Origin of the sequence: Chryseobacterium sp. MA9 (genome assembly GCF_024399315.1) — a bacterium.
Classification (GTDB): Bacteria; Bacteroidota; Bacteroidia; order Flavobacteriales; family Weeksellaceae; genus Chryseobacterium.
Window position 1 is genome coordinate 4,558,274 of the sequence record NZ_CP075170.1, and the last position, 22,405, is coordinate 4,580,678.

At 36.3% G+C, this 22,405-nt stretch carries 23 protein-coding genes; 17 read left to right on the forward strand and 6 right to left on the reverse strand.

The features are described 5' to 3' along the window. Positions 1-207: 207 nt before the first annotated feature. From obgE to KIK00_RS20910, 3 genes are all read right to left on the reverse strand, one after another. Positions 208-1,191 (reverse strand): GTPase ObgE, encoded by a 984-nt coding sequence (obgE, locus tag KIK00_RS20900; protein WP_255814201.1) that lies wholly within the window; start codon positions 1,189-1,191, stop codon positions 208-210. Between the two features lie 63 nt (positions 1,192-1,254). Next, complete coding sequence (locus tag KIK00_RS20905) at positions 1,255-1,833, reverse strand: adenylate kinase (RefSeq protein WP_047374143.1); 579 nt, start codon at positions 1,831-1,833, stop codon at positions 1,255-1,257. Positions 1,834-1,960: 127 nt separating this feature from the next. Next, positions 1,961-2,515, reverse strand: a complete 555-nt coding sequence (locus KIK00_RS20910) for a phosphoribosyltransferase (protein ID WP_047374145.1) — start codon at positions 2,513-2,515, stop codon at positions 1,961-1,963. A 396-nt stretch (positions 2,516-2,911) separates the two neighbouring features. On the opposite strand from KIK00_RS20910, the gene KIK00_RS20915 reads away from it, so the two are divergent. Next, on the forward strand, positions 2,912-4,501 hold the full coding sequence (locus tag KIK00_RS20915; RefSeq protein ID WP_255814203.1) for an ABC-F family ATP-binding cassette domain-containing protein: 1,590 nt from the start codon (positions 2,912-2,914) through the stop codon (positions 4,499-4,501). 200 nt (positions 4,502-4,701) lie between these two features. On the opposite strand, the gene KIK00_RS20920 is transcribed toward KIK00_RS20915, so the two are convergent. Genes KIK00_RS20920 through KIK00_RS20930 form a run of 3 tightly spaced genes read right to left on the reverse strand, consistent with a single transcriptional unit; the run spans position 4,702 to position 6,626 of the window. Next, complete coding sequence (locus KIK00_RS20920; protein WP_255814204.1) at positions 4,702-5,259, reverse strand: AAA family ATPase; 558 nt, start codon at positions 5,257-5,259, stop codon at positions 4,702-4,704. 50 nt (positions 5,260-5,309) lie between these two features. Then, a complete protein-coding gene (locus tag KIK00_RS20925; RefSeq protein ID WP_255814205.1) occupies positions 5,310-6,236 on the reverse strand; it encodes an alpha/beta fold hydrolase in 927 nt (308 codons plus the stop codon). Positions 6,237-6,296: 60 nt separating this feature from the next. Beyond that, the gene (locus KIK00_RS20930; protein WP_255814206.1) at positions 6,297-6,626 is read right to left on the reverse strand and encodes a hypothetical protein; all 330 of its coding nucleotides are present in this window, start codon (positions 6,624-6,626) and stop codon (positions 6,297-6,299) included. Between the two features lie 313 nt (positions 6,627-6,939). Between KIK00_RS20930 and KIK00_RS20935 the strand changes: the two genes are divergently transcribed. The 16 genes from KIK00_RS20935 to KIK00_RS21010 all read left to right on the forward strand — a co-directional run bounded on the left by KIK00_RS20935 (position 6,940) and on the right by KIK00_RS21010 (position 22,398). Next, entirely contained in the window at positions 6,940-8,226 is a 1,287-nt protein-coding gene (locus KIK00_RS20935) for an adenylosuccinate synthase (RefSeq protein ID WP_255814207.1), read from the forward strand. 226 nt (positions 8,227-8,452) lie between these two features. Beyond that, positions 8,453-9,295 carry an energy transducer TonB gene (locus tag KIK00_RS20940; protein ID WP_255814208.1) on the forward strand — a complete coding sequence of 281 codons (843 nt, stop codon included), beginning with the start codon at positions 8,453-8,455 and terminating at the stop codon, positions 9,293-9,295. A 164-nt stretch (positions 9,296-9,459) separates the two neighbouring features. Then, positions 9,460-10,233 (forward strand): ParA family protein, encoded by a 774-nt coding sequence (locus KIK00_RS20945; RefSeq protein ID WP_047374161.1) that lies wholly within the window; start codon positions 9,460-9,462, stop codon positions 10,231-10,233. Between the two features lie 69 nt (positions 10,234-10,302). Next, entirely contained in the window at positions 10,303-11,193 is an 891-nt protein-coding gene (locus KIK00_RS20950) for a ParB/RepB/Spo0J family partition protein (protein ID WP_255814209.1), read from the forward strand. After that, positions 11,193-11,831: a DUF5683 domain-containing protein gene (locus KIK00_RS20955; RefSeq protein WP_047380957.1), complete on the forward strand. Its 639-nt coding sequence runs from the start codon at positions 11,193-11,195 to the stop codon at positions 11,829-11,831. Before KIK00_RS20950 ends, KIK00_RS20955 begins: the two co-directional genes overlap by 1 nt. A 60-nt stretch (positions 11,832-11,891) precedes the next feature. Next, positions 11,892-12,593, forward strand: coding sequence for a 4-hydroxy-tetrahydrodipicolinate reductase (dapB, locus tag KIK00_RS20960; RefSeq protein WP_255814210.1), 702 nt, complete (start codon positions 11,892-11,894; stop codon positions 12,591-12,593). Between the two features lie 126 nt (positions 12,594-12,719). Continuing rightward, a complete protein-coding gene (gene lepB / locus KIK00_RS20965) occupies positions 12,720-14,363 on the forward strand; it encodes a signal peptidase I (protein ID WP_255814211.1) in 1,644 nt (547 codons plus the stop codon). After that, positions 14,363-15,037, forward strand: a complete 675-nt coding sequence (gene lepB / locus KIK00_RS20970) for a signal peptidase I (RefSeq protein ID WP_185097805.1) — start codon at positions 14,363-14,365, stop codon at positions 15,035-15,037. The genes lepB (KIK00_RS20965) and lepB (KIK00_RS20970) overlap by 1 nt, the downstream gene beginning before the upstream one ends. 11 nt (positions 15,038-15,048) lie before the next feature. Next, the gene (locus tag KIK00_RS20975; RefSeq protein WP_255814212.1) at positions 15,049-15,666 is read left to right on the forward strand and encodes a WbqC family protein; all 618 of its coding nucleotides are present in this window, start codon (positions 15,049-15,051) and stop codon (positions 15,664-15,666) included. An 86-nt stretch (positions 15,667-15,752) separates the two neighbouring features. Further along, positions 15,753-17,435, forward strand: a complete 1,683-nt coding sequence (locus tag KIK00_RS20980) for a S8 family serine peptidase (protein ID WP_255814214.1) — start codon at positions 15,753-15,755, stop codon at positions 17,433-17,435. Positions 17,436-17,560: 125 nt separating this feature from the next. After that, positions 17,561-18,052: a lipocalin family protein gene (locus KIK00_RS20985; RefSeq protein ID WP_255814215.1), complete on the forward strand. Its 492-nt coding sequence runs from the start codon at positions 17,561-17,563 to the stop codon at positions 18,050-18,052. A gap of 25 nt (positions 18,053-18,077) precedes the next feature. Next, positions 18,078-18,767 (forward strand): OmpA family protein, encoded by a 690-nt coding sequence (locus KIK00_RS20990; RefSeq protein ID WP_255814216.1) that lies wholly within the window; start codon positions 18,078-18,080, stop codon positions 18,765-18,767. Between the two features lie 108 nt (positions 18,768-18,875). Then, the gene (locus tag KIK00_RS20995; protein ID WP_255814217.1) at positions 18,876-19,763 is read left to right on the forward strand and encodes a decaprenyl-phosphate phosphoribosyltransferase; all 888 of its coding nucleotides are present in this window, start codon (positions 18,876-18,878) and stop codon (positions 19,761-19,763) included. Continuing rightward, entirely contained in the window at positions 19,760-21,079 is a 1,320-nt protein-coding gene (locus KIK00_RS21000; protein ID WP_255814218.1) for an FAD-binding oxidoreductase, read from the forward strand. The genes KIK00_RS20995 and KIK00_RS21000 overlap by 4 nt, the downstream gene beginning before the upstream one ends. Beyond that, on the forward strand, positions 21,079-21,804 hold the full coding sequence (locus KIK00_RS21005) for an SDR family NAD(P)-dependent oxidoreductase (RefSeq protein WP_255814219.1): 726 nt from the start codon (positions 21,079-21,081) through the stop codon (positions 21,802-21,804). The genes KIK00_RS21000 and KIK00_RS21005 overlap by 1 nt, the downstream gene beginning before the upstream one ends. A 6-nt stretch (positions 21,805-21,810) precedes the next feature. Beyond that, complete coding sequence (locus KIK00_RS21010) at positions 21,811-22,398, forward strand: HAD-IB family hydrolase (RefSeq protein ID WP_255814220.1); 588 nt, start codon at positions 21,811-21,813, stop codon at positions 22,396-22,398. Positions 22,399-22,405 lie beyond the last annotated feature (7 nt).

The following is a 22,405-nucleotide window of genomic DNA, read 5'->3' on the forward strand; positions in this document are numbered from 1 at the left end:
AGATTGTAATATGAAGATAAGCTTCACTATATACTTAAGAATCATGATGATTCATCTTAACTATACTTTATTTCTTAAATCTTTCTTAATGGTTTAAAATATTTTATTGAAAAATACCATAAAGAAAAACAGCCTCAGGTTTTCTCTGAGGCTGTTTTTTTATGTTGCAGTTCCATTTTAAAATAAAACTGATGAATCCGTGTTTTTCTATCCGTGCAATTGTTTCCAGATGGCATCTTTAAGCTCCATAAGGCCTTCTCCGGTAACCCCTGAGAAGAATAAAGGCTGCTTGTTTTCAGGAAATTCTGCTGCAATTTCCTTTTTCAGTTCATCATCCAAAAGGTCAGACTTTGAAACAGAAATAATAAAATCCTTATCCAAAAGTTCAGGATTATATTCCTTCAGCTCATTTTCCAGAATCTTAAACTCCTGGAAGTGATCTTCAGAATCAGCAGGAATTAAAAATAACAGGATAGAGTTTCTTTCAATATGTCTCAGGAATCTGTGTCCTAATCCTTTTCCTTCCGCAGCTCCTTCAATAATCCCGGGAATATCAGCCATTACAAAAGACTTGTAGTTTCTGTAATCTACAATTCCAAGGTTAGGAGTCAGGGTTGTAAAAGCGTAATTGGCAATTTTTGGTTTTGCTGCAGAAACAGATGCTAAAAGTGTAGATTTTCCAGCATTTGGAAATCCAACAAGTCCTACATCGGCCAAAATTTTAAGCTCGAAGACCACATAGCCTTCTTCACCATCCATTCCGGGTTGAGCATATCTTGGAGTCTGATTGGTAGAGGATTTGAAATGTTCGTTTCCTTTTCCGCCTTTTCCGCCCTGCATCAAAATTATTTCCTGCTTGTCATCAAGGATTTCTCCGATAATTTCACCTTCTTCATTTTTAGCGATAGTTCCAATGGGAACATCGATATAAATATCAGAACCGTCAGCTCCTGTCAGCTGGTTTTTCGCTCCGTTTTCACCTCGTTCAGCTTTTATGTGACGGGTGTATCGGAGTGGAAGCAAAGTCCATTCATTAGCATTTCCTCTCATGATGACGTGTCCGCCACGACCTCCGTCGCCACCGTCAGGACCACCTTTAGGGATATACTTTTCACGGCGAAGGTGGGCAGAACCAGCACCTCCGTGTCCGCTTTTACAATGGATCTTTACGTAATCTACAAAGTTAGACATATAGTTTGTGTTGCGAGTTGCAGGCTACGGGACGAAATTTCCTATCCCGCACCCGTATCCCGATTATTTAATTTTCTCTACTTCAGCGAAAAGTTTTTGGGAAATCTCATCAATTTCTCCAACACCGTTTACCTCTACATATTTACCCTGCTGCTTATAAAGCTCGGCAACTTCTGCTGTTTTAGTATAATATTCTTTAATTCTGTTTTCGATGATCTCTACATTGCTGTCGTCTGATCTTCCGCTGGTTTCACCTCTTTTCAGAAGTCTTTCAACCAAAATTTTGTCCTCTACTACCAATGAAAGACAGATGTCAATATCGTCATTCAGTACTTCTTTAACAATGGTTTCCAAAGCTTCTGTCTGAGCAGTCGTTCTTGGGTATCCGTCAAAAATAAAACCATTGGTATCAGTAGGTTTTTTGATCTCATCGATCAGCATATCTGTTGTTACCTGATCCGGAACCAATTCTCCCTTATCGATGTATGACTTAGCCAGTTTTCCAAGTTCAGTATCATTTTTCATATTGTATCTGAAAAGATCACCTGTTGAAACCTGTTTTAAATTGAATTTTTCGATTAGATTCTGAGCTTGTGTTCCTTTTCCACTTCCTGGAGGGCCGAACAGAACAATGTTTATCATAATGTTGATACGCTTCCAGCCGTTAGTAATACACTGTTGGCTTTTAGCTTTTTTAAGTTAATATTTTACTTTTATTTCGATTAAGTTTTAAAGCTAACAGCCAATAGCCAGTAGCTAATGACAATAATTAATGGTTGATTTGTCCGTCTTCCAATTGATATAAATTAGGTAGGTTTCTTCCCAATTCATCATAATCAAGTCCGTATCCAAGTACAAATTTATTTGGAATTTCCTTACCGATATAATCCAGTTTAAAATCTTTCTTGTAGATCTCTGGTTTCAGTAAGAAACTAGCCAGTTTTACAGATTTAGGGCGTTGTGTTTCTTTGAAATATTTGAAAAGACTTTCAACAGTATTTCCTGTATCTACGATATCTTCTACAAGAATGATGTGACGGTCTCTTACATCTTTAGTAAGTTCCATTTTCTGATAAACAATTCCTGTAGATTCAGTTCCTACATAAGAACTCATTTGAATGAAGGCAATTTCGCATTCCCCCGGGTAATATTTTAAAAGATCTGAGAAGAACATCACCACCCCATTTAAAACGCCTATGAAAACAGGCACCTCATCCTTGTAATCTTCATAAATTCTTAACGCTGTCTCTTTTACAATTTCCTGAATTTCGGCATCCTTTAAATAAGGAACGAAAGTTTTGTCGTGAACTTTAATGCTTTCCATAAAATTTTTAGTAGTTGGCAAAGTTACGGATTTTTGATTAAAATACTTTCCTGTTTTTATTAGTTTGAAAGTTTGAAGGTTTAGGGATGACAGAATGGTGTATCATGATGAAGGCTGTTTAAATCAGAATAAGTATAAGTCATTGAACGACATAGAAAGCTATAGCCTCAACAAATGAATTCTTTGAAAGAGAATAAATGTTCTGTGTTTGAGAAGCAGAAGAAAAAAGAGATGATATATATCCTGATAATTTATAAAAATGCATATTGCGGAAAATGAGTATCTTTGTTCTTTCAAAACCCAAAATACAGACATGTAGGATATCATTTCTTTCAGATTCATAAAAACAGTAACTAAGATGTTACTGGTGTTCAACCATTTTTTAAGAAAGAAATCATGATTTTACTGCAAAATATATCCTTTGGGTTTCCGGGAGGAGATCTTCTATTTAATTATACCAATTTAACGATACCATCTGACACCAAATCTGCATTGGTGGGAAGCAATGGCATGGGAAAATCAACCCTGCTGAAAATTATCGCGGGCCAAATACAGCCTTTAAGCGGAAATATTACTATTTCAGGTCATATTTTTTATGTTCCTCAGATGTTCGGGAACTTTAACCATCTTACTATTGCTGAATGTCTGAAAATAGATCAGAAACTGAATGCTCTACAAAAAATCACCAATGGAGAGGTGGATGAAATTTATTTTGAAATTCTGAATGACGACTGGGATATTGAAGAGCGCAGCCAACAGGCATTGGAACATTGGGGACTTGACAATTTTAAACTAACTCAAAAACTGGAAAGCCTGAGTGGTGGCCAGAAGACGAAAGTTTTTCTTGCCGGAATTCAGATCAGTCAGCCTGATATCATCATATTGGATGAACCTACCAATCATCTGGATCTTGAGGGAAGAAAGTTACTGTATGACCTTATTGATAAAACAGATGCAACAGTAGTTATTGTAAGCCACGACCGAATTCTGCTTAATCTTGTTGATACTATATTTGAGTTAAGTAATCAGGGAATTGCCACATATGGTGGAAACTATGACTTCTATGCGGAACAAAAAGAAGTGGAGGAGGAAGCTTTGCATAATGATATTCATGCCAAAGAACGGGCATTGAAAAAAGCAAAAGAGAAAGAAAGAGAATCGCTGGAACGCAAGCAGAAACTAGATGCAAGAGGCAAGCAAAAGCAGGAGAAATCCGGAGTTGCACGAATTATGATGAATACGCTCCGGAATAATGCTGAGAAAAACACCTCAAAACTGAAAAGTGTACACGCTGAGAAAATCAATGGAATTTCAGATGGTTTAAGAGATCTTCGTTCCTCTTTAAAGAATGCTGAACAGATGAAAGTGAACTTTAATGATTCCAATCTGCATTCAGGGAAGATTTTAATTGCTGCCGAAGATATTAACTTCAATTATGGAAATGGAATTCTATGGAAAGACAATCTTAACCTTGAGATCCGAAGCGGGGAAAGAATTTCGATCAAAGGTTTGAATGGCTCAGGAAAAACAACTCTGATAAAACTTCTGCTGGGAAATATTGAATCTCCCGAAGGAAAAATAGACAGAGCTGAGTTTAACAGCATTTATATTGATCAGGAATATTCACTGATTGATAATGATTCGACTCTTTATGATTTTGTCCAGACCTTTAATGACAACGCACTACAGGAATTTGAGGTGAAAACATTTCTGTCCAGATTTTTATTCGGTAAAGATACCTGGGACAAAAAATGTGGTGTACTGAGTGGAGGTGAGCGTTTGCGCTTGCTTCTATGTGGACTTTCCATCAGTAACAACGCTCCGGATATGATCATCCTTGATGAACCTACCAATAACCTTGACCTTCAGAACGTGGAAATTCTCACCAATTCCATTAAAGATTATCACGGAACATTGCTAGTCATTTCCCATGATGAAATTTTTCTGGAGGAGATTGGGATTGATCGGGAATTGATACTTGTATAATGTATAATGTAGGGAATATTCAATAGGGGTAGTTTAGCCTATCTATTAATATAAATGAAATTCCATTGGCTTCAGCAAAAACTTATAAAACAAAATCCCGGATAATCATTATTCGGGATTTTGTTTTATAAGTGTCTTACATTAACACTTCTCCTGAAAGTAGCATAACATTTGTCATTGCGGGAAAAGCAAAGCAATTTCTATTGAGTCTGCAGATTTCCCTGTTTTATTCTATTCATAATAATATTCACCTTTTGGGGCAGGTCATAATCGCCCGAAAGCTCAATCAGAGGAGTATTCATTTCAGACAGCCATTCCAGATGAGCTTTTAAAGTTCTGTTCGCAATACCGGTATTGTGATCATAATCCTTAGCCCAGTCTATAAACTCATGAAATTTTTTTGCTCTTTCAGGATTGGTGATCATTTCATCGCCATATCTTTCGTATTCCCTTTTTCTCAGCCTTTCCATTCTTATTTCAGAAGGAAGATAAAGAAATATGATCAGATCGAATGCCGGAAATACATTTTCACCCCAATGAATAATTGAACCTCCAAAAATCCAGTTTTCAATCGCATGAAGTTTGTCTGAAACAATCGAATTTCTTGTTTCAGGGTTTTGTCTTTCTGTAAAAGGGATTGGTGTTGGAAGCCAGAAAAAATCATCACTGTCAAAGTATTCAAGATTGAGTTCCTCAGATAATGCTCTTCCTAAAGTGGTAACCCCGGAACCTGAAGCTCCGAAAATATGTATTCTCATGATTTTTAAGTCTATAAAATCTGCAAAGTCTCCATAATCTGCGAGAACTTTTAATTTTTTAAAATCCAATGATAAATTTCACCCAACACTTGCTCCCGTATTTCCTCATTCAAAATCTCATGACGCATATCCGGATAGATCTTCACGTCTACATGCTGAAAACCGTCAGCTTTTAAGTTGTTGACAGTATACATTACGCCTTTTCCAAAATCACCGATCGGATCATTCTGCCCGCTTACAAATAAAAAAGGAAATGATTTTGAAATAGAAGAAGCCCAATTCCTTGCTGTAGCTTTTTTATAAATGGTGAATAAAGTATAAAAAGCATTATGAGTGAACGGAATCCCGCAAAGTTCATCCTGTTCAAAAGCTTTTCTGTTTTTAGCATTTACACTCAGCCAGCTGGTATCACTGAAATCTTTATCCTTTTTAAAATGCTTGTTATTGACACTGGTAAAAACAGAATTCAAGAAAGTACGGTGATGAGGCGCAATGGCTGTAGCTAATGATAAATAACCTCTTAATACATCTATTCCCGGTAAAGGTCCGCCGGTTCCTGTAATGATGGCTCCTGAGAATTTACTGTTTGCCTTTTGAAGAAGACAGCGGGTAATAAAAGATCCCATGGAATGTCCCAAAATAAAATGAGGAACATCCGGATATTGCTCTGCAAGATGATTAGCCATCATTTCTGCATCTGCAACCAATCTTTCATCTGGTTTTTCAAGTTGAAAGAAACCAATCTCTTTTTTGTCTTTTACAGATTTTCCATGTCCCAAATGATCATAGGTCAATACAGCAATTCCATGATCTGCAAAATATTTTGCAATTTCTGCATATCTTCCGCTATGTTCCTGCATGCCGTGGACAATGAGAAGGGTAGCTTTTATGGTTTCTGGGGAGAATAGAGTGTAGAAAAGCTGTGAGTCACTGTCTATTTTTGATGGAAGGTATGATGGCTTTGGAGAAACTAGCATTGGAACATGTTTAGGTGTTGATCAAAGATAGGAAATAAAAAGGTTTTGGATTAGCAAAAGCTATTCCTCCTTTTTAATTGATACTGCCCATAATTTTTTATCCAGATTATATTTCTTTTCTAGACTTAAATTTGAAATAGTCCAACCAATATCAGTTTGGTTTTTATCAATGATATTTAATGTATAAATTTTATCTTTTTCAAAAAAGTGATCTCCATAAAATTCAGGACATTTTACAATGATGGGAATTTTGTTATCTGTATAGTTTTTTATGTTTGAGTCAATAATTTCGAATTCTATTACAGTAGCATAAGCAATATAACCACAATCTGGAGGTGGAGAAATATCGCTTACTATTTTTCCGGTCAGTTTATATTTCCCGTTTTCCATTCTTTTGGGTGAAAAACTCAAAGAAGTACCTAGAAAAAGTATAGAAAAGAGTAGATAAATGATGTTTTTCATAGGAGTTTTAAATTATATTAGACTTTTTCGGAAAGTAAAAACTAATAAAATATTCAGTTGAATAGGTTGGCATATTAGTTTTTTTTAAGTACAATAATACAGAAGAAATTTTATTAATATTTCGTTTTTAGTATTTCCAACCTCATGATTTTCACCCCAACCCAAAATAAATATCCTCTATAATTTGGTCGTCATTTTTTTTAAAAGTAATTTTGCACGAATCTAAAAACAAAAGTAAAATATGTCAACTTATGTAGTTGTAGGTCTTCAGTACGGAGATGAAGGCAAAGGAAAAATCACGGATGTTTTATCAGCAAAATCGGACTATGTAGTACGTTTCCAGGGTGGAGACAACGCTGGTCACACGGTTTATGTGGGTGATGAAAAATTCGTTCTACACCTTCTTCCTTCAGGAGTTCTTCAATGCAAAGGGAAATGTATCATTGCGAACGGAGTAGTGGTAAACCCTAAGTCTTTTATTAGAGAAGTTGGTCAGATTGAGAGTAAAGGCTTGAGATCAGATCATATCTTTATCAGCAGAAGAGCGCATGTGATCATGCCTTACCACATCCTTTTGGATACTTACCGTGAAGAGGAACACGGAGGAACTCAGATCGGAACTACCAAAAAAGGAATCGGACCTTGCTATGAAGATAAAATTGCAAGAGTCGGGATCAGAATGGTAGACCTTTTAAATCCTGAAATTTTAAGAGATAAAATCGAGAAAAACTTAAAAGTTAAGAACTCTCTTTTTGAAAAATATTACGGAAAACCAACTTTAGACGTTGAAGAAATCTACAACGAATATTTGGAAATCGGAAAGCAGCTTCAGGACAGAATCGTTGATACTGAATTGGAATTGAACGAAGCAATCAGAGACGGTAAAAATGTATTGTTTGAAGGAGCTCAGGCATTAATGCTTGATATCGATTTCGGTACGTATCCATACGTAACTTCATCTTCTCCGTCTACAGGGGGAGTTTGTACAGGTGCTGGTGTTCCGCCAACTTCACTTCAGAACCTTATAGGAGTAGCAAAAGCTTACTGTACAAGAGTAGGAAACGGACCTTTCCCTTCTGAACTGGATAACGAACTGGGTGAAAAAATCAGACAGATCGGTGGTGAATTCGGAGCAACTACAGGAAGACCAAGAAGAACAGGTTGGTTAGACCTTGTTTCTTTAAAGCATGCTTGTATGATCAACGGAATCAACAACCTTGTGATTACGAAGCTTGACGTTCTTACAGGAATTGAAAACCTTAAAATCGTTACTCATTACAAAACTGAAGATGGAAAAATTATTGATTATTTCACTTCATCTACAGAGAAATTATATAACTATGAGCCAATCTATCAGGATTTACCAGGTTGGAGCGAAGATATTACAAAAGCAAGAAGCTATGATGAACTTCCTGACAATGCTCAGAAATACATCGAGTTTATTGAGAAATACTTAGGAATCAATGTATACTTAGTTTCTGTAGGTCCTGAAAGAAGTCAGAACATTATCAGAAAAGAATTATTCTAATATTTTTAGAACATAAAATAAGAAAGAGACTGTCATTTGATGGTCTCTTTTTCTGTATAAACTTTCTATTTATAAATGTTAAAATTTAAGCATTGTCATAAAATTTTCTAATATTATGTTGTTTTGGTAAAATTTTGGCAGATGTTTTGATATTACAACATTGCTTATCGATAAGAGCTAACAAAACTAATAATCACAATTTTTAACAGTTTAAATAGTAGTAGTGATGAAACAACATAATCAAAACCAGGAATTTCGTTTTAACGAAGTTCTCTTTGAGCACCGCAATAAAGAATATGGTGCCTATGCATTAAGAAACGAATCAGATAGAATATTAACCAAAGCACTTTTCATTGGAGCAAGCTTAATGGCCGCAGTGTCTATTACACCTTTTGTGATTTCTGCATTGAAAACTGCAGATGTACCTACAAAACCGGTATATGAACTTCCGAGAGTTGTTGAGATTCAGGAGATAGAAAAACCGAAGGATCAGCCTGTAGTGATTGTAAAACCCGCGCCGCCAGCTCCCGCTGTAAAAACATACGATGACAGGTTGCCGGAACCTAAAGCAATTGTCACCAATGAAAAACAAGTTGAGGATAAAACAAATGCGGTAGCAAGCACACAAACATCGGAAGGTAAAGAAATATCAAATACAACCTATATTCCGATTGTGCCTCGTGTGATTGGAGGTGATGGTCCACCTACAGTAAAAGCTGATCCGGTAGTTGAAAAAGCAGATCCTAAAAAGATTGAAACGGAATTAAGTGTAGAAGCTAGTTTTACAGGAGGAATAGACTCCTTCAGAAATAAAGTAATGAACAACTTCGATGGTTCAGGATTTGAATCAGAAGATGTTGTAAAAACGACAGTTACCTTTATTGTAGAAATGGACGGAACCATCTCTGGGGTAAAAGCTAATGGAACCAACGCCGACTTTAACAGTGAGGCCATGAGAACAATTAAAAACATCTCAAGCAAAGGAAAATGGATTCCAGCCAAAAACAAAAAAGGAGAATTCGTAAGAAGTTATTTCAAATTTCCTATCTCAATGAAGTTTGATAATTAATACGGAAAAACACATTTTAAATAGTTATCCACAAAGAATTTTTTTTGTGGATAATTTTTTTTATTGCTAAATTGCTTATTAACAATATTTTAACTCAATTTTGATTTTCCCCACTCACCGAGAGCAAAGAAAAAAGTGTATTTTTGAAACTTAAAGTTCTAATAATGGCAAAAATCATAGGTATTGCTAATCAAAAAGGAGGCGTTGGTAAAACTACCACCGCTGTCAACTTGGCGGCAGCATTAGGAGTATTGGAAAAAAGAATATTAATCATTGATGCTGATCCTCAGGCGAATGCTACATCCGGCTTGGGTGTTGAAGATGTTCAGTATTCTACATATAATCTTTTGGAGCATAGTGCAGAAACAAGGGTTTGTATCAAAAGGACAGCAACTCCGAACCTGGATATTATTCCGTCACATATTGACCTGGTAGCTGCGGAAATCGAATTGGTAGACAAGGAGGACCGTGAGTATATGCTGAGAAAAGCACTGGCCAGTGTAAGAGACGATTATGACTATATCATTATCGACTGTGCACCGAGTTTAGGTCTTATTACAGTCAATGCACTTACAGCAGCAGATTCTGTAATTATTCCGATCCAGTGTGAGTATTTCGCATTAGAAGGACTTGGGAAACTTTTGAATACCGTTAAAAATGTTCAGAAGATCCACAATAAAGATCTTGGAATTGAAGGTCTTCTTCTTACGATGTATGACAGCCGATTGAGATTATCCAATCAGGTAGTGGAAGAAGTAAACCTGCACTTCCCGGAAATGGTTTTTGAAACCATTATCAGCAGAAACGTAAGACTGAGTGAAGCACCAAGTTTTGGAGAAAGTATCCTGAATTATGATGCCGAAAGTAAAGGAGCTGTTCAGTATATTCAATTAGCTGAAGAAGTTCTTTTGAGGAACGAAAACTTAATAAAGAATTAAATTAATAATAAATGGCCAATAGGTGGATGCTAGCCACCACTTATCAAACATCATTTATCAATTATATCTATGAAGGACAAAAAAAGAGCTATGGGACGCGGCTTGGGCGCCATTTTAAGTGCAGAATCCAAAGCAACTATCAATTCCGCTACTGATGAAGGAGCAGATAAGTTTGTAGGAAATATTGTAGAAGTTGCGCTTGAAGATATCTATCCGAACCCGACGCAGCCGAGAACTTATTTTGATGAAAAAGCATTGAACGAACTTGCACAGTCAATTGAAAACTTAGGCGTAATCCAACCGATTACCCTGAGAAAAGATGGTGAGAAGTTTGAAATTATTTCCGGGGAAAGACGTTACAGGGCAACTAAAATTGCAGGATTAACGACTATTCCTGCTTATATCCGTTTAGTAAATGATCAGGAACTTCTTGAGATGGCCCTTGTTGAAAACATCCAGAGAGAAGATCTTGATGCCATCGAAATTGCACTTACTTATCATAGGCTTTTAGAGGAAATAGGTCTTACTCAGGAAAACCTGAGCCAGAGAATAGGAAAGGATAGAAGTACCATTACTAATTCTATCAGACTATTAAGATTAAATCCGGATATTCAGAATGCTATCAGAAGCGGTGAGATTTCTGCAGGACACGGAAGGGCAATCATTAGTCTTGAAAGTGAAGAAGATCAGCAGGTATTGTTCGAGCTTATCATCAAAGAAAAATTAAATGTTCGTCAGGCAGAGCAGGCAGCTGCTGCATTGAAGAATCCAAAGTCTCCCGCTGCAAAAAAAGCAAAAGTGGAGCTTTCCAATAACTATAAAAAAGCCCAGAAGACAATTGCTGATATCTTGGAAGTAAAAGTAGAGATCAAGGCTTCTGGAAATGGTAAAAAAGGTAAAATTGTCCTGGACTTCAAAAACGAAGAAGAGCTGGAATATATTTTATCCCATATTAAATAATGAAGAAAATATTTTTCACATTTTTCTTGTGTATCGCTGCATTGGCCTATTCACAAGTGAAACCTATCGATACCGTTCGGATGCAGACTCCTCCGAAAGAGGAACCCCGTGTGGTAAAACCAGGCAAAACAGAAGCAAAGATCATTGAAGATCTTGAAAAAGCCAATGGTCCCACAGTAAAAACCATAAAGCTGAACCCTACCAGAGCAGGATTGTATTCTGCTGTTTTACCGGGATTGGGACAGTTTTATAACAAAAAATATTGGAAGATTCCCATTGTTTGGGGTGCGGTAGGAGCCGGAGTAGGTATTGCTGTATGGAACGATAACCAATACAAAAAATACCGCGAATACTACATCGCTAAACTTAATGGTACCCCTAATGAGTTTGTGGATAGCCACCCGTTTTTAGATAAAAGAGCATTGGGGAATGCTCAGGACAGAGCGAAGAGACAAAGAGATTACGCCATTGCGATTACAGGACTTATTTATATTCTGAATATTGTAGACGCTGTAGTAGATGCACATCTTTACGAAAGCCGCCATGACCCGGATTTGGTTTTTAAACCATCTGTTATACAGGATCAGTATGGGTACAGTGCTCCCAAAACAGGTTTCAGTTTAAGTTATAGATTTTAGAAGACAACATATCTGCAGAAGACTCCGGTTGAAAGCAGTATTTAAAAATAAAAAGATTATATGAAAATAGCATTAGTTGGTTACGGTAAAATGGGTAAGATCATTGATGAGATCGCGCAGAAAAGAGGTCATGAAGTAGTTGCCCGTCTTAAGGAAACCCCAACTGCTGAGAATCTTAATAATCCGGATGTTGTGATTGAATTCTCATTACCGGAAGTGGCATTTGAAAACATCAAAGCGTGTCTTGAAAATAAAATTCCGGTGATCTGTGGAACTACAGGCTGGCTGGATCAAAAAGAAGAAATAGAAAAACTGGCTGTAGAAAACGGTACCGCATTCCTATATGGGTCCAACTTCAGTTTAGGAGTAAATTTATTTTTTGCTTTAAACGAAAAGCTTGCAGATCTGATGAAAAACGTAGATGAATACTCTTGTCAGCTGGAAGAAATTCATCATGTCCACAAAAAAGATGCTCCAAGTGGAACTGCTATTTCCATTGCGGAAGGAATTATCCAGAACAACCCGAAATTTGATGCCTGGAAGCTTGAAGAAACAGAAGGCAAACAGTTAGGAATTTTTGCAGTACGTGAAGATGAAGTTCCTGGAACTCACAGTGTGTATTACAGAAGTGAAGTAGACGAAATTGAGATCAAGCATACCGCTTTCAACAGAAACGGTTTTGCTTTGGGAGCTGTGGTAGCTGCTGAATGGATTAAAGATAAAAAAGGAAACTTCGCAATGAAAGACGTTTTGGGGCTTTAATTTGTAACAAATTCTGTAAATTGCAGACCAATAAACAGAAAATGATGGATAGTGAATTGTAAACAGCGGACTGCTTTTATCATTTATTGCTCATCATTTTTATCATAAGAATAGGCACAAAAATTTATGAATTATTTTTTAACTTATACAGTATATGTCCTCATACTATCCGTATTGATGGGTATTTCATCTTGGAAACTGTTCAAGAAAATGGGCTATAGCCCTTTATTTGCTTTTATCCCTTTCTACAACTATTTCATTATTCTGAAAGAAACAAAGCATCCGAAATGGTGGGCGATCCTGTCTTATCTTCCGATTGTAGGACCAATCATGATGTCTGTTTTCCACCTTTATTTAGTGAAAAAGTTTGGGAAAACCCTTTTCAAAGATCAGATTCTTACTGTGATCCTGCCGTTTATTTATATGGCAGTGATCAACTATTCTAAAGATGTAGAGTTAGAAGATGAAAATGAAAACGACCTGTTTCTTACAGACGAAGAAAAGAATGATAAAAAGAAAGATACATTCGTAGGTTCAATTACCTTCGCGGTAGTTTTTGCAACCATCATCCACGTTTTTGTAACACAGCCTTTCGGGATTCCTACAGGATCTATGGAAAGAACATTATTGGTGGGTGACTTCCTTTTTGTAAACAAATGGAGCTATGGATACAGACTTCCAATGCGTCCGGTAGCAATACCTTTCCTTCAGGGAACGATTATGGATACAGGGCAGAAAGGCAACCCGAAAGATGATCCGAAATCTTACGTAGACGGAGTAAAACTTCCTTATACAAGAATTTTACAATTCAACAAGCCACAGAAAAATGATGTGGTTGTTTTCAACTATCCTCAGGATTCTGTACATACAGCGATCGACAGAAAAGACCCTTACGTAAAAAGATGTGTTGCTACAGCAGGAGATACTTTTGAAATGAGAGCCGGAAGACTTTTCGTTAACGGAAAGCCGGAAGTAGTTTTAGGAGATCAGGAAGTACAGCATGGATATGTAGTAAGCACAGATGCCCAATTGGATATTCCAACTTTATATAAAGTGTATGGATTTTTACCGGTTCGTGAATTTCAACAGGATAGCGGAGGGTATCTGTATGCCTTTCAGGGTTTAACGGATAAAGTTGCCAAAGAAATTAAAGAACTTCCTCATGTTACAGACATAAAAGAACAAGTTTTTGCAAAAGAAGAATCAGGAGTTGCTTATAAAGATGAGGCGAGAACAAAAATTGATACTACTCAATCTATCTTCCCAATTAACAAACCTTGGAATACTGATTGGTATGGACCACTTAGAATTCCTAAAAAAGGAGACGTTGTAGCCATCAACCAGGAAACACTTCCAACCTATCAGTGGATTATTTCTGAATATGAGCACAACAGCTTAGAGAAAAAGAACGGGAAGATCTTTATCAACGGAAAAGAAGCCAGCCAGTATACCATTCAGCAGGATTATTATATGATGGTAGGAGACAACAGAGATGCTTCATTAGATGCAAGATTCTTTGGTTTCGTTCCTGAAGAAAATATTGTAGGAAAGCCGATGTTTACATGGATGAGCCTTCAGGGTGCTTTTGCAGACAGCAGCTCTACTTATCAGGCACCATTCAAAATCCGTTGGGAAAGAATGTTTAAAGCAACCAATACAGGAGAAGCTAATAAAACCTCTTACTGGTGGATTGCAGCGATGATCCTGATCTTGTTCTTCGGATGGGAATATTTCGTGAAATTATTCAGAAAGAAAAAAACTGAAGAATAGTGTTTAAAAGTAAAATATTTAATAGAGTCCTTTTAATAGGTAGCTTTATTGTAACTCTTTTTTTTATTGCAAAACTCTCCGGGGTTTTGCAATATGCTTTTGTACCAACGGCAGGCAATGAACCTACCATCAAAAAAAAGTCATTTATTGTGATGACTAACATCCTTCCTTATGCCAAGTTTAAAATGATTGCATACAATCAGAATAATTTAGATTACCCTCAAGGTGTCTATGTGCAAAGATTAATAGGAACGGAAAATGATGAGATTTTAATTAAGAATGGAGAATTATACGTTAATAATACATTGATAGGTAAGTTTAATGTGAAGCATTCTTATAAAATAGACAGAGGCTATGCAAATGACCTCCTATTTAAAGGAACTGAAGAAAGTGAAATCTTTCAGATTGATGATAATTACTTCATTACTCAGTTAAGTGATAAAGAACTTAATAATAATTTCTTTCATGAAAGGTTTATAAATCCAAATACAGATCAGGATATTCGCAAAATTTATCATAAAGATTGGAATGCAGATAACTTTGGACCAATAAAAGTTCCAAGTGGAAAATTATTCTTTTTAGGGGATAATCGTAATGCAAGTTTAGATTCCCGTTATTTAGGCTTTATTGATGAGAAAGATGCTGTAGGACGAGTAATTTACCCTAGAAACTAGATTATATTATTATGCAAAATATTTTATTACCGGCATTTTATATGCCCCCAATTTCATGGTTTTCAGTATTATTAAATCCTGAGAATGAAATTACATTGGAACAATTTGAAAGTTTTCCCAAGCAGACTTATAGAAACAGAGCGAACATCTACGGAGCCAACGGAAAATTGTCCTTAATAATTCCTATCCATCATAATGGGAAAAGAGAATTTAAAGATGTTGAGATCTCTTATCGTGAAGATTGGAGAACCCTTCATTGGAAATCAATCAAGACAGCGTATCAGAGTTCCCCCTATTTTGAATACTATGAAGATAAGTTCAGAAAAATATTTGAACTTCAGGAAAAGTATCTTCTTGATTTTAACCTTAAGGGCATAGAAATCATTCAACAGATACTGAAAACAGAAAAGGCACACTCTTTGAATGAAGAATATATCAAAAATCCTGAAAGCATCAATTTCAGAGAAAAGTTTTCGGCAAAGCTTCCTTCAGAATTTCAAATGGAAGAGTATTACCAGACGTTTTCTGATAAATTAGGCTTTTTGGAAGACCTGTCAGTTCTGGATCTTATTTGTAATAAAGGACCGGAATCATTGGTATATATAAAAAATATAAAACAATCATATTAGCATACCATCGCTATTCATGAAATTTTCAACATACAGCAGATGAAGTTGGCGATTGGTATATCTCTTAAAAAAATAAATTTCAACATATGAAAAAGGTATTATTAGCTGCAGTTTTTTTAGCAGGTTTTAGTTTCTCTTTTGCACAGGAATCTAAAGTTAAAAGTATTGATCCAAATGAAGATAAAGATCTGATGACATGGTATCATAAAGATTTTGCAACTTCAAAAGTATATGGGGTAAATACGGCAAATGCTTATAAATACTTGGAATCTAAAGGGCTGAAGCCTAAAACAGTTGTAGTAGGAGTTTTGGATAGTGGTGTACAGGTTGACCACCCCGGATTGGTAAAGAATCTTTGGTCAAATCCTAATGAAATTCCCGGAAATGGTAAAGATGATGACGGAAACGGATATATTGATGATGTACATGGTTGGAACTTTATAGGAGGTAAAAACGGTGATGTTGATATCGACAACATGGAAGTGACAAGAGTCGTTGCCAAATACAAACCTGTTTTTGAAGGAAATGATTCTACTAAGAATAAAGCCAATCAGGCTCAAATGAAAGAAGAGTTTGATATGTATATGAAAGCCAAAGATATGTTCAATAAGAAAAGTATCGAGGCAGTACAGAATTTCAAAACTTATTCTATGCTGAATGAGCTGATTCCTAATATGGTAAAATTATTAGGAGGTAAGCCTGTAACAGCTGAAACGCTTTCTGCAATTAAAGCCCCTACAGATCAGAAAGATGCAATCGCACTGGAATTCCTGGGCCAGATTTCTCAAAGCCCTGAATTCAAAGGGAAATCTTCCGCTGAATTTGAAAAAAAGATGAAAGAAGAGATGAAGGAGGCAATAGACCATTTTGCTCCGGCAGCAAAACAATATGATCTTTCATATGATCCTAGAAAAGAGATTGTAGGTGATAACTATGATGATTATTCTGAAAAAAGCTATGGTAACAACCATTATGAAGGGCCAGATGCAGAACATGGAACTCACGTAGCCGGAATCATTGCAGGACTTCCGCAAGGAAAAGAAATTCAGTATGGTATAGCTTCAAAAGTTGCTAAAATTATGTCTGTAAGAACAGTTCCAAATGGTGATGAAAGAGATAAAGATGTTGCCAATGCCATCAGATATGCAGTAGATAACGGGGCAAAAGTTTTGAACATGAGCTTTGGAAAACCTGTTTCTCCAGGTAAAAATGTAGTCTGGGATGCTTTTAAATATGCTGAAGATAAAGGTGTTCTTTTAGTAAAAGCTGCGGGTAACGAAAATGAAGACGTAGCAGAACATTTGGCATTTCCTACCAATTTTAAAAATGTTACTGATGAAAAACCATTTGTGAGTAACGTTCTTGTAGTGGGAGCAAGCACCAATAAAAACAATGCTTTAAGAGCTGATTTTTCTAACTATAATAAAAAAATGGTAAATGTTTTCGCTCCAGGTGAAGAAATCTATTCTACCGTTCCTAAAAACGAATACAAATACCTTCAGGGAACTTCTATGGCTTCTCCTGTGGTAGCTGGAGGTGCAGCTGTTTTATTAGCATACATGCCGGATCTGAAACCTTATCAGATCATTGAAGCGCTTGTGAAAAGCAGCAATCCAAGTACAGCGAACGGATTCACGGATCAATCGCAGGCTGGAGGCGTTATCGATTTGAAAAAAGCCGCAGAATATGCCTATACCAATTTCTACAAAGGAAAGCCATCAAACGTGGCTAAGCCTTCGAAATCCGTAAAAAAGGCTGTTAAAAAATAATTTATCTCCCTGTGTTTAAGGAGAAACCATAAAAAGTCCGAATTTTTTTCGGACTTTTTATTTTTTATTTTAAATTTTGGCACGGTTTTTTGTAACTTTATAGTAACAAAATAATAAACAACAAAATGAAAAAGTTACTACTTGCAGGGATGTTGGGAACATCACTTTTTGCAGTTTCGTGTTCCTCTGTTAACAAAGCAGCTACATCTCAAAATCAAAGAGCCGACTTCCTGAAAATGAAAGGAGACTGGCAGATTGTGAGCATAGATTATGATAAAGGTTATAAAATTAAACCTTTTGACGAAGGTGCAGACGCACAGTGCTTCGTAGGAAGCCACTGGAGATTGATTCCTAACAACTGGACAGGAGCGTATACTTTGAACGGAGGTGGAGATTGCCCGGCAATTACACAACCTATCAAGTTTGAAGTAAAAGACGGTAACACGTTTATGTTTAAAAAAATTGCTTCAGGTACTAAAGCCAAACAAAATACAGCAGGTTACAGTCTTACGATGATCAATCAGACTACAGATCAGTTTTCACTTGAGCAAGATGTTCCTTTTGAAGGAGGCAATGTAAAAGTAGTTTACAACTTCCAGAGAGCAGGAATGAAATAATTTATCAACATAAAAGATCAAAAAAATGAATTTTAATAAAACATACGTAGGAGCCCTTTTCTTGTCATCAGCATTGTTATTGACAAGCTGTGAAGCGGTTCAGAATTCAAATCACCAACAAAGAGGTACAGCAGTAGGTGTTGCGTCCGGAGCAGTACTTGGAGGTATCCTTGGTAATAATGTAGGTAAAGGAGGAAACGGTGCTATCGGAGCTGTATTAGGAGGTATTATCGGAGGTGTTGCTGGTAACGTTATCGGTAACAAAATGGACAAGCAGGCAAAAGATATTAAAGAAACTTTACCAGGTGCTCAGGTAGAAAGAGTAGGAGACGGTATTAAAGTAACCATGAATGAAAGCATCGTTAACTTTGCATTCGACTCTTCAAACCTTACTTCTGTTGCACAGACTAACCTTGATAAGCTGGCTGAAGTATTGGTGAATAACCCTGATACTAATATCAACATCTATGGTTACACAGATAGCAAAGGTGCAGATGCTTACAACCTTAAACTTTCTCAGAGAAGAGCAGACGCTGTGAAGTCATACTTAGTAGGAAAAGGAATTGCATCAAGCAGAATGTTTACAAAAGGTGAAGGTGAGGCAATGCCTGTAGCAAGCAATGATACTGATGAAGGAAGAGCTAAAAACAGAAGAGTTGAGTTTGCCATCACTGCAAATGAAAAAATGATTAATGATGCCAAACAAGGGCAGTAATTAATTTTACATATAAATATTTTCGTAAAAGACCGCCCCGGCGGTTTTTTTTGTATTTTTATGCTAGAAAATTTTGAATTTATTATTTTTGTATTTGAAACAACATAAATGAAGAAATATTTAAAGCTGCTCCGTGTAGAGCAATGGGTGAAAAACCTTTTTGTATTTGTCCCGCTATTCTTTTCAGGTAACATTACCAACGTAGATCTGCTTGTCAAAAGTATTTTCGCATTTTTTATATTTTCACTTGCTGCAAGCGTAGTGTATATCCTGAATGACTATAATGATATTGAAGCAGACAGAAAGCATCCTGAAAAAAGGAGAAGACCCCTGGCTAGCGGTGCTATTTCAAAAACAAAAGCTATAGGAATTCTTATCGGTCTGGTTATCACAGATATTGTTCTTGTATTTTTTACACAGCTCTACTTCCATGAGTTGTTATGGAAGTTTGCAATCATAATAGGTTTCTATGTAGTGATGAATCTGGCATATACATTTAGACTTAAGCACGTTCCGATCATCGATATTTTTATTATTGCTATAGGATTTGTACTTCGTGTATTGGCTGGCGGTTATATTACCGGAATCAGTATTTCACAATGGGCTATTCTCTTAACGTTTGTGTTGGCACTCGTATTGGCAATAGGAAAAAGAAGGGGAGAACTTATCAACGCTCAGGTTTCAGGGAAAACAAGACGGGCATTAGACGGATATAACGTTCAGTTTGCAGATATTGCATTATCCATATCTATCACACTGGCTATTGTGTGCTACCTGATGTTTACCCTGTCACCGGAAGTTCAGGAAAGATTCCATGAAAGAGTTTTTTATACAGTGATCTTCGTGGTTTTTGCCTTATTAAGATATCTTCAGCAGACCTTGGTTTACAACAGAACGGAATCTCCCACAAAAATTGTGTACAGGGACCGCTATATACAGGTTACCCTATTACTTTGGGTTGCTGCATTTTTAATTCAAATTTATTTTAAGAAATGAAGCCGAATTTCACACAGAAAGTTACAAACTGGGGTAATTTCCCGGTAGTGGAGAAAGAAATGAGATCAGAGGACAGTTTCAAAAAAATAAAAGAATTTGTACTCAATCACAACGAGATTATTGCCAGAGGAAACGGAAGATGCTATGGAGATGCCTCGTTGGGAGAATCTATATTTTCAACAAAAAAATTAAATAAGTTCATCAATTTTGACCGTTTAAACGGAGTGATAGAATGCGAATCCGGAGTACTGCTTTCAGATGTTCTGGAAATCGCTGTTCCGCAGGGATATTTTCTGTATGTTACTCCCGGGACAAAGTTTATATCAGTGGGAGGAGCTATTGCTTCCGATGTTCATGGAAAAAATCATCATGCAGAAGGATGTTTTTCAGAATATGTAATTGAATTTAAGCTCATGACTGAAAGCGGGGAAATTATTACCTGTTCCAGAGAAGAAAATTCAGAGAAATTCTGGGCTACCATTGGAGGAATGGGACTTACAGGGATTATTCTTACGGCAAAATTTAAGCTTAAAAATATAGAATCAGCATACATTCGCCAGGAAAGCATCAAAGCAGAAAACCTGGATGAAATCTTTAAACTGTTTGATGAAAGTGAAAACTGGACGTATACTGTAGCATGGATCGATTGTCTTCAGAAAGGAAAAAATATCGGAAGAAGTATCCTGATGAGAGGTGAGCATGCTTTTCAACATGAGCTTCCCCAGAGTCTTTCGAAAACTCCTTTAAGATTAAAGAAAAAATTACAGCCTACAGTTCCTTTTTATTTTCCGGGATTTGTACTGAATGCACTTACGGTAAAAATATTTAATTGGCTTTACTATAAAAAACAGTCTAAGAAGGAAGTTAAGAATTTTATTGATTACGAAACATTTTTCTATCCTTTGGATGCTATTAATGATTGGAACAAAATCTATGGAAAATCTGGTTTTATACAATATCAGATGGTGATTCCTAAGGAAGCGGGAAAAGAAGGAATGAGAAGAATCCTTGAAACGATTGCGAAAAGCGGAAACGGATCATTCTTAGCGGTGTTAAAACTTTTTGGAAAACACAATCCGCAGGCTTACAACTCATTTCCGGTGGAAGGGTATACGCTGGCACTGGATTTTAAAGTCAATTCAAAATTGAAAAAACTGGTAGATCAGCTTGATGCAATTGTTCAGGAGTTCGGAGGAAGAATTTACCTTACTAAAGACAGCATGAGCAGATCATCACTTACCAATTATCTGAAAAATATTCAAAATCCTAAATTTGTGTCTTTACAGCACAAAAGAATCATAAACAACAACTCATAATGATAGTTCTGGGAAGCACATCGGAAGTGGCACAGGCTTTTGTGGAAAAAGCACTTCAGGAAGGAGAAAAGTTTGAAAAAATCTATCTTTTTACCTCAAATAAAGAAACTACAGAGCGGTTTGCAAGACATATTGATGTGAAATTTCTGCAGCAGGCAGAAGTCATTGAACTTGATCTGACTAAAGAAATTGATTACAACAGATTTGATAATATCAATTCAAATGTATTATTTTGTGCCGTAGGATATTTAGGAGAAGGAACAGAAGAAGGACTGTATGACAACAGGAATACGGAACGTATCATAGACATTAATTATTCAAAACTGGTTCCTGTAATGAACTATTTTGCTCATAAATTTGAAAACAGAAGATCCGGAACGATCATTGGGCTTTCATCAGTAGCAGGAGACAGGGGAAGACAGAGTAATTTTATCTATGGAAGTGCGAAAGCGGCGTTTACAGCCTATTTGAGTGGTTTGAGAAACTACCTTTTTGATAAAAAAGTACACGTTCTTACCATAAAACCTGGGTTTATGGCAACTAAAATGACAGAAGGTCTGCCTCTAAACCCGAAACTGACAGCAACGCCGAAACAAGCAGCTGCCTGTATTTATAAAGCCTTCAAAAAGGAGCAAAACGTGGCATATGTTTTGCCGGTTTGGAGTATTATTATGATGATTATCAGGAATATCCCTGAATTTATATTCAAAAAATTAAAGCTTTAAAGAGAAATGAAAAAATTGTATTGTTTTGATTTTGACGGAACTTTGACATATAAAGATACCATGTTTATGTATCTTAAATTCTACGATTCTACAAAATACCGGATACAATTTTTAAAACATGTACCTCTCTTTATCCTGCTGAAGCTGAAACTGGCCGAAACGGAAAAAGTGAAAAAAAGTTTTATCGGATCTATTTTAAAAGGACAGACCCAGGAAAAGATTGAAATGAAGTCTAAACAATTTTTTGAGCTTCATTATCCTAAAATCGTGAGAGAAAATGCATTAGACTTTATTAAAAATATCGATAGGAATAATACACAAAGCTTATTGGTGACTGCATCCTTAGATATTTGGGTAAAACCTTTCGCTGAGGAACTTAAAATGGAGCTTGTTTCTACGCGTGCAGAGTTTAAAAACGGAGTTTTCACAGGAAATTTTGTAGGGAAAAACTGCAATGGGAAAGAAAAACTGGTAAGAATTAAAGAAGAAATAAACAATTCTAAGTACGATAAAATTATTGCATTTGGGGATACTTCAGGAGATCGGCCAATGTTGAAATGGGCAAATGAGGGACATTATCAATTTTTTCACTAATTTTGGA

What these genes read in the sequence shown, in the direction of transcription:
- obgE (WP_255814201.1), bottom strand. Translation starts at nt 1,191, where the DNA reads ATGTCTAACTTTGTAGATTACGTAAAGATCCATTGTAAAAGCGGACAC.
- KIK00_RS20905 (WP_047374143.1), bottom strand. Translation starts at nt 1,833, where the DNA reads ATGATAAACATTGTTCTGTTCGGCCCTCCAGGAAGTGGAAAAGGAACA.
- KIK00_RS20910 (WP_047374145.1), bottom strand. Translation starts at nt 2,515, where the DNA reads ATGGAAAGCATTAAAGTTCACGACAAAACTTTCGTTCCTTATTTAAAG.
- KIK00_RS20915 (WP_255814203.1), top strand. Translation starts at nt 2,912, where the DNA reads ATGATTTTACTGCAAAATATATCCTTTGGGTTTCCGGGAGGAGATCTT.
- KIK00_RS20920 (WP_255814204.1), bottom strand. Translation starts at nt 5,259, where the DNA reads ATGAGAATACATATTTTCGGAGCTTCAGGTTCCGGGGTTACCACTTTA.
- KIK00_RS20925 (WP_255814205.1), bottom strand. Translation starts at nt 6,236, where the DNA reads ATGCTAGTTTCTCCAAAGCCATCATACCTTCCATCAAAAATAGACAGT.
- KIK00_RS20930 (WP_255814206.1), bottom strand. Translation starts at nt 6,626, where the DNA reads ATGGAAAACGGGAAATATAAACTGACCGGAAAAATAGTAAGCGATATT.
- KIK00_RS20935 (WP_255814207.1), top strand. Translation starts at nt 6,940, where the DNA reads ATGTCAACTTATGTAGTTGTAGGTCTTCAGTACGGAGATGAAGGCAAA.
- KIK00_RS20940 (WP_255814208.1), top strand. Translation starts at nt 8,453, where the DNA reads ATGAAACAACATAATCAAAACCAGGAATTTCGTTTTAACGAAGTTCTC.
- KIK00_RS20945 (WP_047374161.1), top strand. Translation starts at nt 9,460, where the DNA reads ATGGCAAAAATCATAGGTATTGCTAATCAAAAAGGAGGCGTTGGTAAA.
- KIK00_RS20950 (WP_255814209.1), top strand. Translation starts at nt 10,303, where the DNA reads ATGAAGGACAAAAAAAGAGCTATGGGACGCGGCTTGGGCGCCATTTTA.
- KIK00_RS20955 (WP_047380957.1), top strand. Translation starts at nt 11,193, where the DNA reads ATGAAGAAAATATTTTTCACATTTTTCTTGTGTATCGCTGCATTGGCC.
- dapB (WP_255814210.1), top strand. Translation starts at nt 11,892, where the DNA reads ATGAAAATAGCATTAGTTGGTTACGGTAAAATGGGTAAGATCATTGAT.
- lepB (WP_255814211.1), top strand. Translation starts at nt 12,720, where the DNA reads ATGAATTATTTTTTAACTTATACAGTATATGTCCTCATACTATCCGTA.
- KIK00_RS20975 (WP_255814212.1), top strand. Translation starts at nt 15,049, where the DNA reads ATGCAAAATATTTTATTACCGGCATTTTATATGCCCCCAATTTCATGG.
- KIK00_RS20980 (WP_255814214.1), top strand. Translation starts at nt 15,753, where the DNA reads ATGAAAAAGGTATTATTAGCTGCAGTTTTTTTAGCAGGTTTTAGTTTC.
- KIK00_RS20985 (WP_255814215.1), top strand. Translation starts at nt 17,561, where the DNA reads ATGAAAAAGTTACTACTTGCAGGGATGTTGGGAACATCACTTTTTGCA.
- KIK00_RS20990 (WP_255814216.1), top strand. Translation starts at nt 18,078, where the DNA reads ATGAATTTTAATAAAACATACGTAGGAGCCCTTTTCTTGTCATCAGCA.
- KIK00_RS20995 (WP_255814217.1), top strand. Translation starts at nt 18,876, where the DNA reads ATGAAGAAATATTTAAAGCTGCTCCGTGTAGAGCAATGGGTGAAAAAC.
- KIK00_RS21000 (WP_255814218.1), top strand. Translation starts at nt 19,760, where the DNA reads ATGAAGCCGAATTTCACACAGAAAGTTACAAACTGGGGTAATTTCCCG.
- KIK00_RS21005 (WP_255814219.1), top strand. Translation starts at nt 21,079, where the DNA reads ATGATAGTTCTGGGAAGCACATCGGAAGTGGCACAGGCTTTTGTGGAA.
- KIK00_RS21010 (WP_255814220.1), top strand. Translation starts at nt 21,811, where the DNA reads ATGAAAAAATTGTATTGTTTTGATTTTGACGGAACTTTGACATATAAA.